This is a genomic window from Anaplasma phagocytophilum str. Webster, assembly GCF_000964685.1.
In the GTDB taxonomy this organism is placed as follows: domain Bacteria; phylum Pseudomonadota; class Alphaproteobacteria; order Rickettsiales; family Anaplasmataceae; genus Anaplasma; species Anaplasma phagocytophilum.
On the sequence record NZ_LANS01000001.1, the window covers coordinates 785,148 to 798,561 of the forward strand.

General features: G+C 42.7%; 7 protein-coding genes and 5 pseudogenes. 5 read left to right on the forward strand and 7 right to left on the reverse strand.

Annotated features, from left to right (window positions below; translation table 11 throughout):
• Nucleotides 1–19 precede the first annotated feature (19 nt).
• The 4 genes and pseudogenes from virB2-8 (at nucleotide 20) to APHWEB_RS03340 (ending at nucleotide 7,538) form a co-directional block, all read left to right on the forward strand.
• Nucleotides 20–391, forward strand: a complete 372-nt coding sequence (virB2-8, locus tag APHWEB_RS03325) for a type IV secretion system protein VirB2-8 (RefSeq protein WP_020849436.1) — start codon at nucleotides 20–22, stop codon at nucleotides 389–391.
• 147 nt (nucleotides 392–538) lie between these two features.
• The gene (locus APHWEB_RS03330) at nucleotides 539–2,932 is read left to right on the forward strand and encodes a VirB4 family type IV secretion system protein (RefSeq protein WP_020849092.1); all 2,394 of its coding nucleotides are present in this window, start codon (nucleotides 539–541) and stop codon (nucleotides 2,930–2,932) included.
• Nucleotides 2,933–3,291: 359 nt separating this feature from the next.
• Nucleotides 3,292–3,821, forward strand: a pseudogene (locus APHWEB_RS06745) (P44/Msp2 family outer membrane protein); the annotation flags it as partial.
• A gap of 363 nt (nucleotides 3,822–4,184) precedes the next feature.
• Nucleotides 4,185–7,538, forward strand: coding sequence for a hypothetical protein (locus APHWEB_RS03340; protein ID WP_133121372.1), 3,354 nt, complete (start codon nucleotides 4,185–4,187; stop codon nucleotides 7,536–7,538).
• A 200-nt stretch (nucleotides 7,539–7,738) separates the two neighbouring features.
• Here APHWEB_RS03340 and APHWEB_RS03345 read toward each other — a convergent pair whose 3' ends face one another.
• The 7 genes and pseudogenes from APHWEB_RS03345 to apaG form a co-directional block, all read right to left on the reverse strand.
• Nucleotides 7,739–8,005: a hypothetical protein gene (locus APHWEB_RS03345; RefSeq protein ID WP_011451176.1), complete on the reverse strand. Its 267-nt coding sequence runs from the start codon at nucleotides 8,003–8,005 to the stop codon at nucleotides 7,739–7,741.
• Between the two features lie 344 nt (nucleotides 8,006–8,349).
• Nucleotides 8,350–8,637, reverse strand: coding sequence for a P44/Msp2 family outer membrane protein (locus tag APHWEB_RS03350; RefSeq protein ID WP_011451175.1), 288 nt, complete (start codon nucleotides 8,635–8,637; stop codon nucleotides 8,350–8,352).
• Nucleotides 8,638–8,840: 203 nt separating this feature from the next.
• Nucleotides 8,841–8,999 (reverse strand): annotated as a pseudogene (locus APHWEB_RS06050) (P44/Msp2 family outer membrane protein); the annotation flags it as partial.
• A 144-nt stretch (nucleotides 9,000–9,143) separates the two neighbouring features.
• Nucleotides 9,144–9,722, reverse strand: a pseudogene (locus tag APHWEB_RS03355) (P44/Msp2 family outer membrane protein); the annotation flags it as partial.
• A 185-nt stretch (nucleotides 9,723–9,907) separates the two neighbouring features.
• Nucleotides 9,908–10,474: pseudogene (locus APHWEB_RS03360) on the reverse strand (P44/Msp2 family outer membrane protein); the annotation flags it as partial.
• A gap of 116 nt (nucleotides 10,475–10,590) precedes the next feature.
• Nucleotides 10,591–11,178: pseudogene (locus APHWEB_RS03365) on the reverse strand (P44/Msp2 family outer membrane protein); the annotation flags it as partial.
• 243 nt (nucleotides 11,179–11,421) lie between these two features.
• Nucleotides 11,422–11,829, reverse strand: a complete 408-nt coding sequence (gene apaG, locus APHWEB_RS03370; RefSeq protein ID WP_011451173.1) for a Co2+/Mg2+ efflux protein ApaG — start codon at nucleotides 11,827–11,829, stop codon at nucleotides 11,422–11,424.
• 132 nt (nucleotides 11,830–11,961) lie between these two features.
• Here apaG and APHWEB_RS03375 point away from each other — a divergent pair, with 132 nt between their 5' ends.
• Nucleotides 11,962–13,038, forward strand: coding sequence for a 5-(carboxyamino)imidazole ribonucleotide synthase (locus APHWEB_RS03375; RefSeq protein ID WP_011451172.1), 1,077 nt, complete (start codon nucleotides 11,962–11,964; stop codon nucleotides 13,036–13,038).
• The last annotated feature ends 376 nt before the right edge of the window (nucleotides 13,039–13,414 follow it).

Here is a 13,414-nt window from a genome sequence, read left to right on the forward strand (position 1 = left end):
TTTAAGAAAGGTCTCTGAAATGTTTACGAATATATTACGTAGCTGTGTAATAAGTATTATTTTTTTTATATTTTTAATATTACCAGCTGTTTCCGTAAGTGCTGCGCCTGTCGCGCATGCTGCGGGGGATGGAGAAGTGATTTCTAAGGTGATATGTAATGTTGTAGTTTTTGTGCAAAGGTTGGGATTGCCCATAATGACAGGAGTAATACTAGGCTCCAGTATTATGGCGGTGTTTGGTCGATTGGCATGGCCAGCAATAGTTATGTTAGTTGTATTTACTGCTATATTTTTTGGTGCTGGCAAGCTGATATCTAAATTTGCCGGGGGTATTTCAGAGCTAGGTGCAGAAGACTTTGATTGTCGTGTATTAGCTGGGAAGAATATCTAGAGGTGGCTTTTTGTTTAGGTAATAATGTTTTGCTTGCTGATACGCGTCGCGAGTCCGTACTCTGAGTTCACAGAATGTTAAGTGTGAGAATGTACTAGTACTTTCTATCGATGCGGAGTTGCATGAATTTTTACAGGGGCTTTGCCAGTGTCTTTTGTGGATAATTTGGTCTTGAGATTCAGATCTAAAAGAGGAGATAATTGCTCTGTGGAAGCGGAAAAGAGTGGTGGTGCTGAGAGGGCTAAATCCTCTTATGCGGAGTATGTTACTCCGGCCTGCCACTATGATGATAATACGCTTCTGAATAAGGGTGGGGAGCTTGTCCAGATCATAGAGGTTGTGGATAGTGCGTGTGCTGATGGTGTGCAGTCTCTTAGAGATGGAATAAGAAAATGCATTTCCAGTGTTAAGGATCCTGATGTTGCATTTTGGGTGTACACAGTACGTGAGAAGAAGAAGTTTGATCTAGAATGGAGAAGCACTGGGGATTTTTCGGATACTCTGCACGATGTGTATAAGTCTTACATTGATGAGAAGTATGAGACTTATGACAATAAAGTATACGTAGCTGTGGTAGTGAAGCATCTAGCAGAAGGTCTAGATGGTATGGTAAATGCATTGTTGTTTAGCCGAGTGATGAGCAAGCACAAGAGTTATTTGGCGAAGCGTGCATCATACCTGACAACAGTGACAGATAAAATAATGGGGGACTTATCGGATTTTTCTACTAAGAAGCTTGGACTTATAGATTGTGGAGATGGACGATGGAGGTCGGAGTTACTGGAGTTTCTTAGCTATCTGGTAACATTCAGACACAGGGAGTGCTATCTGGAGACATGCGATAACGCGCATACTGTTTCCGCGGGTTGTGACCTGCACATGGGTTTTAATGCTTTTAAAGTGATAGACAACGAGAAAGTTAGGTATGGTGCAATACTAGGGGTCAAGGTTCATGCTAGTGAGAATTTAGATGCCGTGGACGCGTGTTTGCAGCAGGAATGTGAGTTCATAATTGTTGAAATAATAAAGTTTACAGAGGGTAGGGAGCTAAAGAAGCTGTATGGTAGGCAGGCAGCATTGCTTGAGATTAGTGGAGATGAAGATTTGGCAAAGCTAGGGCATTTGCCTACCATCATGCAGCTTGAAGACAGTGCGTATGGAGACTGCTGTGAAAGACAGGTAAATTGTGTTGTAATAGCAGATGGTCTGCGGTCATTAAGGAGTGGAATCAACGGAATGGTTTCGGCGTTTTCTACGATAGGGGCGCTGGCAGTGAGGTTGGACTTAGCTATGGAGGACAGCTTTTGGGCGTTGATGCCTGGGAACTTCCGGTATGTTATTTACATGAAAGCTGCGTTGATGAAGAAGGCTTGTACTTTTATTGTTTTGCACAGTTATCTATCTTTTTCCGCTAGCAGTACTAAGTGGCCTGATTCTATTACTGTCTTTTTCTCTAATCGTGGGTTGCCGTACTTCTTTAATTTTCAGTGCACAGGTAAAGGGCATACGGTGTGTTTAGGGCCGCATGACTCGTCTATGACCACGCTCTCTAATTTCTTACTTTCTGAGGCAAGACGGTTGCAGATCAGGTCTGTTGTTTTTGACTATAGTGGAAAGTCGATAATATACGCAAATGCAATTGGAGGTAGCTATCACCGGATAGATGATAGGCCAGAGTATGTGAGTGCTACGTTTAATCCATTCAATGTTGAAGATACAGCAGTAAATCGTGATATAGCTGCGGGAGTATTGTACAGGATGGCTAGGCCCACAGCTGATACTTGTGATGCAGTAAGGCAGGCAGTATTGGGGGTAGTGGATGCGATCTTTGCGATCCCGATGCAAGAACGCACTAAAGAGAAAATTGGTGAGTGCGTTAAAGTTTTGGGTGGGGGAATAAACAGTTGGTTTGGCAGTGGAAGATTTGCACATTTACTGACGGATTCTACGAGCATACAGTGGCATGCGGAGTTTTTGGGCATCAACGCTGCTATGCTTGTCAGTAAGACGGAATGTCTATCGGTGGTGCTATACTATATAGTACGCAGTATGGAAAATCATCTCGACGGTAAGCCACTGATTTTGGTGATGTATGAGGCTTGGCTTCTTGACTTTGTATTTGAGACGGAGCGTGAGTTTGATAATTGGGTCAACGGTCTTAGCAAGCTTAATGTTGTGGTAGTTTTCGCTTCTGAAAATATTAAAGCGATATCTTCTAGCAGGGTTATTAAGTACGTCAGTAAGCATGCTGATACAAGGATATTTATGCCAAACTTCATGATGGGTAGCAAACAGCATGGACGTATGTTTGGCCTCACACAAGAGGAGCAGGACGTTATGTTGCAGATTTCACAGGCTGAAGGGCATTTCTTTTTAAAGCAAGGGAATGCATCGGTGGTATTATCTTTGAAGTTGCCAACACGAGAGAGCCGTATTCTAACAGCAAATAGGACCAGCATACGGATGATGTATGAGGCTATTGCGGAAAAGGGTAAGGATTGGATAGAGGCTTTTCATGATAAATGTGATGCTGCTAAGTAAGTTGGTGGTAATGCTGTGAGAAATATATCTGCGCGTATGCAAGGAAGCATATGTAGTGATTATTTGTCTTGAGGTGTTTGTAGCTGCTTCGTTATTAGCTAAGACTATTGAAGGGGTGAAGTTGTTGAGATTAGGGCGGTTTCTTCTACTTCGGTTATGATCAATTTCTGTGATGGTTTGAACTTTGGGTATGCTGGTTATTTTGAGGTGTTGGGAAGTTATACCGCAAGAACATAACTTAAATACTCCATTGTAAGGATATCCTTCTGTTTCTGAGACACTGGTAAGTATGCCCATTACCTATGAATCTCTATGTAGATGTAATAAGAGCATACACAGTAACTCTTATCATTAAAAACAAGACCAATGGTATAAGGGATAGAAGAAGAGTATTATTAGAGAGGATGAAACAGTATATCTACTAGCTAAGGAGTTAGCTTATGATGTTGTTACTGGGCAGACTGATAACCTTGCTGCTGCTCTTGCTAAGACCTCTGGTAAAGATATTGTTCAGTTTGCCAATGCTGTGAAAATTTCTAGCTCTGCCATCGATGGGAAGGTTTGTACTGGTACTCATGCAAAAGATGCAAGAGATAGCAGTGGTAGCCCCGCATCATATAAGGAAGAGCCTAGCAGCGGAAACAATGATACAGCGCAGTGTAGTGGTTTTAGTTCAAAGCAGGAGGATCATCCATTTAGCGAGTTTGCTAGGGTGCTGGGGCTACGAGAGGGAAAGAATTGGCCTACTGGAAGATATTATGAAAGCGGTGTTAAGGATGGTGCTCCTAATAGCAATGCCAAAGCTGTAGCGACAGACCTAACAAAGCTAACCACCGAAGAAAAAACCATAGTGGCTGGGTTACTAGCTAAAACTATTGAAGGGGGTGATAATTAATGTATTAAGCGTGTGCAAAGGAGACGTTATTATCGCTGTTTTGCTGGTATTCTGATGCGAGGGCTCTTAGACAATTAAGCTCATGACCTAATCGAAGTGTTTCACTCAAAGCTGAAGATAGTGGTTTGCTATATTATACATTATATCTGAGATTGCAGTGTGAAGGGTATCGCACTCATATAACGAATTGTAGCATACAAAAGCATTTTCCCCGCTCGTAGCTTCCATAGCAGTTGTTACGCATGATACAACTTTATTGTTGATGTAACATAAGTATTCTCTCGTGTGGATAGTTACCCATTAGCAAATTTTTAATTATGCTGATGTACCGTGCAAAGTGCATTTGTATGGGTTATCATGTTGCGTGGGTTTGCATCTCGAAATGCAGCAGCTGTGCTTACGGGCCTGTTATATTTCGGGATAACTGCGAGCAGTTCTGCAAGTGACTGTAAAGCTGTTTATCAGGGTATTAGCGACCAACCCATGCGTGAGTATTCGCACTTGTTACCTGAAGAAGACCTACCGAAACTACGCGTATGTGGGGCTTCACCTCAGTGCGAAAATTGCTTTAATATGGCTCCTGGAGATTGTCGATATCTCTTCCCTACAAATGTTATGGTATATACTGAAAAGCGCGATAATAACGCCGAAAGAGTATGTGCGTGCCAAGTATTTGCGTGTCACCTTCCATGGGATCCTTTGGGATGGGCTAGAAAATGTACTACGCATCTTGGATGCTTTTCTAAACCCTTGCGCACTTCCGTAGGGGATCTTCCGCAAGCACTAGTAGGGCGCTCCAGTAGAAACGTAAGTGTGACTTTTAGTCCCATGTCATTTTTGTATCAGAGCTATGGTACACCCGGTGTTGTAGCAAATATACATCGCGGAGATACAGTTGAGCGAAAATATCTGTTTCCGCAAGTGCAAAAGTACAGTACACGAGGATTTATCTCTCACGGATGCAACACCAGTGGGGATTACAATAAGAAACGCTGTAGGCTATTATACGCTCCAAACATCAAGAATACCTTTTCGAATATGGTCCTATCACCAGAGAAGATAAAAGAAGGCCTACAAAGCTTTGTTTACCGCGCCGTCAGGAAAAATGATGAAGTATGTATTCATCATTATGAAGAAAAGTCTTCTTCCGCTGTTGCAGCACAAGAACAAGTACAGTGTTTTCCTATACCTGAGTTACAAGCTCCCAGGATGTACGCACTTAATGGTGATATAAAAAAATTAAAAAACATACTTTTAGACATAGAACTTTCGCAGATGGGGAGGGTAGATCCTAATCACAGAGTACTGAAACAATGCATCACGATGGGCTATGGAGATGGTAACAGTGATAATAAGCACGAGTGTCTCCGTGATTCAATTGCAATGCTGAAAATGCCTACGCATATGGAATATACTAAAAATGGCAGTAGTGATTGTGTCCTAAACACGATAAGTGCTCATCAAGATGCTGGGAGTAAGAGTGTTGGGGATGAGGGAATAGTAGAGTTTGATGGCTATTCTATATTGGCATATAAGTACGCTTCTGAATTTCAGAAGACTTGGGTGCAAAAGGGTGTGTGGTTCGATCATCCACGCAGGATGTGTAGATTTGCTATGCAGCATAGACAACCAGGGAATTTAATTGATGATGTTTCGAAAACTCCTTCTATAGAATGTGAATATGCTTCTCAAAAGAGTGTGGAGCAGCCACTGACAGCCAATAGTCTGTCCGAAGGCATCAAGAGATATTATAAGAATAGTTCCACATGGCATGACTTTATAAGAGAGGGAATGGTATTGTGCCCTGTAGGCGCTCATAATGATGACAAAGAATATGAAGTTTTACGGGTTGTAGATTGTAGCAAGGAGGAATGTGAATCAAAAATTACGAGTAAACTACATCCTAAAGCGACACGTGTAAGGGTTAAGAAAAAGCCTAAGATGCTACGGCGTTATGCAGAGGTTAATGTAGGTGGCATAACTAAACGCGTGAGGTGTGATGACAAGTACTCTATTTCCCTGCATAGCGTAGGGCAAAAGGTTTTAAATGAGTCTAAGGTTTCTGGTAATAGGTTTAAACTGCCACGATATTACTTAGAGAATAGTGTTGTAGATAACAGTGAAAATCCCTGCACCAACGCAGAAGCTGTGGTGTATTACTATGAATATGGAGGATTTATAGAAGGCGCTGATAATCAGGGATGCGGCAATTACGTTGAAGAATATTATGCCCCAGGTAAGAAAATTGTGGGTTGTGAGTACGAGTATGTGAGAGCGGACAACTATAAGCCGTTTCTTTCTGGAGTAGGGGGTGTTGAAAGTCTCTCGTTGGTGCCCCTAAGTAGGTATGAACAAGGCTTTTGCATTGACAACTTCAGTAAAACTTGGTTTAGACCGTCGTATAATAATATGAAGATTGATGTAGAAGCGTATGAAAAAGTAGATGTATCTCTGATTGATAAGGTAGTGCAGCATGTTACATCTGGAAAACAGGATATTGAGATTGAAGCTTTAGTGGGGGAACAACCCGAGTTGAAGCTATCGGAGACAAAAGATAAAGTGTTGGCTGAGTTGAAAAGCATTCAGGAAAAGATAAAGACAGCGAAAAACGGAAGTAGTAGCAATTGTTGCATTTGGCAGGCGAGGGATGTGACGGTAACCAATAAGACGCTCTCTTATGAGCAAGTGAGGTCAACATATAGTTATCCTGTTCCGATGGTTATGCAATCCAATGTGAATGATGGCAAAAACCGAGAGAATAAGTGTACTTTGTATAAAGTTGAGATGTGGGCAGGTGGTGAAGCTGCATCTGAGACTGCCTTAGGTAAGAAGCGTTCTGGACGTCCAGGTCAGTATGCAATGCTGGTGTTGGATTTTGAGAAGTTGAAGTCTCAAACTAGAACGAGTACAGAAAATTCACAATCCCAGGGAAGCAACAAACCATGGTGGAGTGCTGCAGTGGAATCCATAAACAAGGCAGAGCATCACTCGTTAATCCTGGAAATAGGTGAAGGAGGGCAGCCCAGCGATGATAGCGCAGTTTCTAAAGGGGGTGACACTGTACTGAAGCTGTGTAAGGATAATAGCCGCTCTAGCACGGGGCAATCTGGTACTGATGCGTGGCCAGATGTGGAAAAGACAATAACTGCGCAAAGTTCTTCTCAGGGCTCAAATTCTCACTCTTGCTATGAGGTAGCGAGAGTTGTTGGGGGAGGCAGCAGTGTTATTGGTGAGCCGCAGTATGAGATAGCAAAGGATTTAATTGTTTATTACAGGACAATCACAGGAGATGTATTGGCTAATGACAATGGTGGCGATAGTTTTCTGGCGAACAATAACGCTATGTTTACGAAATTCTCATTCGAGATGAATCTGCCTACACAAAGCGTCACTAGAGATGATGAGTTTCTCAAGGGACTACTAGAGAACAAGCATTACGTGGAAGGGCGTAGTCTACCGAAGCGACTTTGTACGTGGAAAGAAACGCGTAGTACAAGTACATCTCAGGAAAGAGATAAGAACACCGCATTTATTCCTGGTATGGGTGGGTGTTGGCAAAGCGATAAAAACGGACAAACGATCTTTTCAGAGATACCTGGAGTAGGAGAAAACGGTGCAGTAATGATAACGTGCGAGCGTTGGGGTACACCTAGTACTAGTGGATCAAAGGTCACAAATAAAGCTCCATCTCAAGCACGTGGACCACGATAAAGAAAAATATGAACTCTTGCTAGTTTGCAATATAAAAGCTTGTGTTAAGACACCCAGTTCAAGCCCGTGGATGCTAAAGATCAAGTGTTGACTGTATTGAAAGGCATTGACAACACCATTGTTGAGTAGATCTCTGAAGGATTTAGAAAACGTGCCAGGCTTATGCAATTTATTGCCCGATGTCTGGCATACGTTCAGAATTATACGCAAAAATCAAAAGCAGCCCTGGCTACCCTTACGTAGCTCTCGCTGGCATAGGTGTGTACAACGTCCTCTCTTGCTATACGAGCAGAAATACAATTGGCAATATTTAAACGTTGTAGCAAATTTTGTATATCAATTCCTTCGTCATGCTTCCTCTGCTCGTCCCTGTGTCGTATGCTCCGACCCCGCACACCGCCACATCCTTCGCTCGCATTGGCGCCACTGGCGTTATCCGTCTCTTCAGCATACCTCTGCCTTAGCAAAGTGTTGGCCTACAGCATCATGTATATATTTTTTATATTGAGTGCAAAGAAGGCATGAAAGAGGACATACAGAAAGTAAGCGGTTTCGTGTTTTTCAAGGACGGTCATACGCTAGGGTATAATGCAAAGAAGTATTTGATACTCTATTCACTGTCGCACAGGATGCTCACATTATTATGAGAGCAGTGCTACTGTTGTGTTATTGGATGTTGTTGCAGATGTAAAAATGGGGGTTTGCAACTCGGTAATTATGGTTTTATATCTGTTTTTAGGATTATGGCGAAAAAGTTTCCTCTTCATATCAGTAGAGTAAGTTGAGAAAGCATGGATCGCCTTCCACTCCCCTAAGAAAGCAAGTGACCTACCTCAAAAAAAGCGAACCTAACACCAAATTCCCCACCGACATAAGCCATGGAGAAATTAGCAATAGCAGTATCCTTAGTACGATCCGCCGGACTAGTATCATCTACAAGACGTTGAGCCGGAAGATCATCATAAACACCATCCCCGACAACACGATGATAGAAGCCCCCTACAAAAGCCGAGATTTCAGGAGAGAGCTGATAACTCAGGCCAGCCTTTAACCTATAAGCAAGCTTAGGAGTGAGTGATGTTCTAAACACTATCTGCATCAGACACAGCTTAGCTTTCTCTCGAGGCAGATCTAACCTTTGTAAAGTTTCTGCAGAGATTCCTGGATAGAATATAGTTCATGTTAGGTACCAGTATGGATCTGCTATACGGACCTGCTAAGTGTGGCAAATCGCCAATCGTAGTTTGTTTCGAAGTGATGCAGCACTGATTTTGCCTGTGACTTGCTGTGAGCATCCAGGGTCTAAGACGGACGGATTGTGCTGTACTCATCAACAACGCCCACGAAGTTACCACCAAGCCCAACACAAGCGTAAGGAACAACACCTAAACCTTCACTAAGAAGATCATAACAAGCATTGACCATCACAGAAGTAGAAGAAACCGCCCTGATTTCAACAACCCCAGCAATGATCTAAAATAGGGTCCTAGGTATAAACCTTTAACACTATAATAGAGAACTAGGCGGCTGCACGTTATGCTATCTGTAATGCGCCTCCGCAGCACTCTATACACAAACCTGCAATCCCCAAGTTAACTATGTCTAAGTGGATGGAGATAAGCACATCTCAACAACTTCACCCCCTTCAATAGTTTTAGCTAGTAGCCCTGCTACTATGGTTTTTTCTTCAGAGGAGAGTTTCTCTACTAGGTCTTTAGCTACGGCTTTGGCATTGTCATTTTTAGTATCAGATTCTGCCCCAGTACTTTTAGTAGACGTAGGCCAGTTCTTACTACCATCCTCTTTTAGCGTCACTCTTACAAAATTCTTTAAAGTCTCTGCAGCAGTTCCCCCACCACTAGATGTACTGCCTTCACCCCCACATATAGCAGTTTTAGCCTCCGTTGACCTCGAGCCCACAGGTGTTGAATCAGAATATGTTCCAAACGTGCTCGGGGTCGACCCATGCTGCTTCGTCACACAAACCTTCTTACCAATCTCGGAATGAGAGATTTCCACAGCGTTCGCAAACTGAACAAAGTCTTTACCCGAAGTTTTGGCAAGAGCAGCAGCAAGGTTATCAGTCTGTCCAGTAACAACATCATAAGCCAACTCCTTAGCTAGTAGATATACTGTATCTGCTTCATCTTCCTTACTACCACTATCCCTAATACCCTTTGTCTTGCTTTTAATAATAAGAGTTATTGCGTATACTCTTATTTATACCTAGCTAGCGATTCATGGATAATGGGAATACTTACCAGTATCTCAGAAACAGAGGGATATCCTTACAATACAGTATTGAAGTTATATCATCGCGGTATAACTTCCCAATACCTCAAAATAACCAGCATACCCAAAGTTCAAGCCATTACCGAAGTAGAAGAAACCGCCCTGATCTCAACAACCTCGCCCCCTTCAATAGTTTTAGCTAGTAACCCTGCCACTATGGTTTTTTCTTCGGGGGTTAATTCCTTGACTAGGTCCTTCGCTACAGCTGCCGCGTTATCGTTTTGAACGGGTTCCGGAGTGCCTGCATTGCTTTCCGCCTTTTTCGACGTGGGCCAGTTCACACTGCCATCACCACTTAGCGTTGCACTGACAAAGTTCTTTAAAGTCTCCTCACCAGTGCCCCCATGAGAACTATTGCTGGCGTAGGAGGCTGCACTACACACAGCTACATCCGCTTTCGCTGCACCCGAGCTATTAGCAGTTTCCGAAGCATACTTACTATAACGAGAACCCCCATTCTTCTTCGTCCTACAAACCTTCCCATCAATGGTAGGGTGGGAAATTCCAACCGCCTTAGCAAACTGAACGATGTCCTTACCTGAGGTTTTGGCAAGAGCAGCGGTAAGCTTATCAGTTTGTCCAGTAACAACATCATAAGCTAACTCCTTAGCTAGTAGATATACTGTATCTGCTTCATCTTCCTCTCTAATAATAGATCCTTGAATCACTTTCTGAGAGCACTATAAGTATTGAACAACAAAGCCCTAGTCTATCCACTATTATTACACTCTAGAACTTACTCTCTATCCTGAACAACCTCCATAACCTCAAATCTAGCATTAACCATCACAGAAGTAGAAGAGACAGCCCTAATCTCAACAACCTCACCGCCTTCAATAGTTTTAGCTAGTAACCCTGCTACTATGGTTTTTTCTTCGGGGGTTAATTCCTTGACTAGGTCTTTAGCTACGGCTTTGGCGTTGTCGTTTTGTTTAGGATCTTCTCCATTCGTATTCCCCGACTTCGCTTTCCTAGAGGTTGGCCAATTCCCGTTACTACCCTCTTTCAAAGTTTTGGCAACAAAATCCCCTAACGCCTGTCCTGCGTTGTTAGTCGTTGATGCCTCACTACCTCCATCATCCCCACATAAAGATGTTTTATAACTACTACTACTCTTCTCAGTTTCCTCCGCATACTCACCATACTTCTTCCCACTTTGGGCCTTCGTCTTACAAATCTTCCCATCAATACCGGAATGAGAAATTCCAAGAGCATTCGCAAACTGAACGATGTCTTTACCGGAGGTTCTGGCAAGAGCAGCAGTAAGCTTATCAGTCTGCCCAGTAACAACATCATAAGCTAACTCCTTAGCTAATAGATATACTGTATCAGCTTCATCTTCCTCATTTAATATCAAGACTATGAAACTGGTCTGCTATCAACTCACAAAAAGATGAATTAGGACCAACAAAGCGTCGGGACCATAAAGGCACCATTGCTGCGAGACTTACAAACACAAGCCACGTCCGCGTGCCCTGGATCGAAAGTTTATAACACAATCACGGATTACTACACACAGCTAAACGCTGCTCACAATCTACTAGGTTAAAAGTGCGTGCTTTACACAGCGCACCACTGCTTGTTCTAGTGCTTAGTTCAGCCTCAAACTATCGTAGGGGCTATCTAATGAAAATGCCGGCACATCCACATAAAACACCTGTGCCTTATCCTCATCCACAAACTGATACCAGCCGTTCATCACTCCCGAAGGAGTACTTAAACACGTACCACTTGTATACTCGAAAAAAGCTCCCGGCTTCAGTACCGGCTGACTGCCAGCTACTCCGGATCCGCTGACCTCATTCACGACTCCTTTGGAATCTATGATCTTCCAACTGCGCTTAAGCAGCTGAACTGTAGAATCACTTCTATTGTTTATCCGTACACTATATAGCCATATGTAACAGTTCTCATGCGGTATAGAATGCTCTTCTAAATAACTTGGGGTTACTTCTACCTCTATTAGTCCTGCTTCTTTGCCACACTCTAACACTGTCATCGCACAGCTCCCGATATCTTATTACCTCTTCCCCTAAGCAAAGTAATCCACTTTCTTAACATTTGCTGATACTTCACTTATGTCTTATAATCCATTATAGTTGTTTTTCTTCGCTACATCAATTTCTATAACATGCGAACATCTGTCTCTCATAATATGCTATCCGCCACCAGAGTCGGTATTATAGGAGGTGGTCAGCTAGGAAAAATGCTTTCTCTATCCTCTTCTAAGTTAGGCTATCAAACCAGTATCTTTGCAGAAAGCGCAATTGATCCAGCTGTTTTCGTCACGAACTCTTCAGTAATAGGCAGTTTCAGTGATACAGAGAAATTGCGGACCTTTGCTTCAATGGTTGACGTAGCAGTTATAGAATTTGAAAATATTCCAGTATCAGCGGTGCATACACTTCAAGAAACTATCCCTGTGTATCCTGGAGTTAAGGCGCTGCATGTTGCACAGAACAGAATACGTGAGAAAACTCACATACAGTCACTAGGTATTGCTGTAGCTGATTTTGCCGTTATACATAGTCATACAGATTTGCATAAGGCCGTGCAAGATGTTGGCGTGCCATCTGTGCTAAAAACTGCTGAATCTGGATATGATGGAAAGGGGCAATACGTCCTACGCAGCACTGAAGATGTGGGGTCACTAGCCCATTTACCTTTGGAGCAGGGATACATATTGGAAAGATTGATCGAGATAGAAAAAGAGATATCTATAATCATAGCTGTCGATCGCAACGCTTCTCATACGTTTTTTCCTGTAGCAAAGAACACACACGTAGATGGCGTACTGAGTGAATCAATTGTTCCTGCTGGTATATCGACAGACCTCCAGAAACAAGCTCAAGAGATCGCTTATGCTATAGCAACGTCATTAGAAATGGTGGGCATACTTGCAGTTGAATTCTTCATCTCGAAAAGCGGTAAGTTGCTAGTGAATGAAATTGCTCCACGTCCACATAATTCAGGTCACTGGAGCCAGGATGCGTGTAATGTTAGCCAATTTGAACAGCTGATACGTATTGCTTGTTGGCTTCCCATGCGTGTTGTACACCTACTAACACCGTGCGTTATGCGAAATGTTTTTGGAGATAACATCATTGATGAGGAAATTCACCAAGACCATCGCAATAGCATCTCTCTGTATGGGAAGCAGCCTCGCGCTAAAAGAAAGATGGGGCATATAAATTCACTGTTATATTAAGGAACTGTCTTCGTTTTTAAGCACTTGTCTGTGTGCTAAAGACATTGTTGCGAGTCTGCAGCGTGTACTGTAAAGGTGTATATCGAAAGATGCACGCTAGAAATCCCACAGTATGTAGTAGTACAGCCTCCCTATGTAACAGTGTAGAAAAATTAGTGTGTAATCAGAAGCAGCACCGGGATTTAAGGCATAGGTCAACATCAGGAATAAGGACTGCTGTTCCTATGTATCTTCTTAGTAAAACCCTAATAGTCTATATCGGCACGCTGTTAGTTTACCACAGCATACGGTTTAGAATTGAGTACCTGTTTTTATTTTAAGTACGTTATCAGCATGTGATGGTCCATAAGATGCTTCGCATTAGTAAATTGTACAT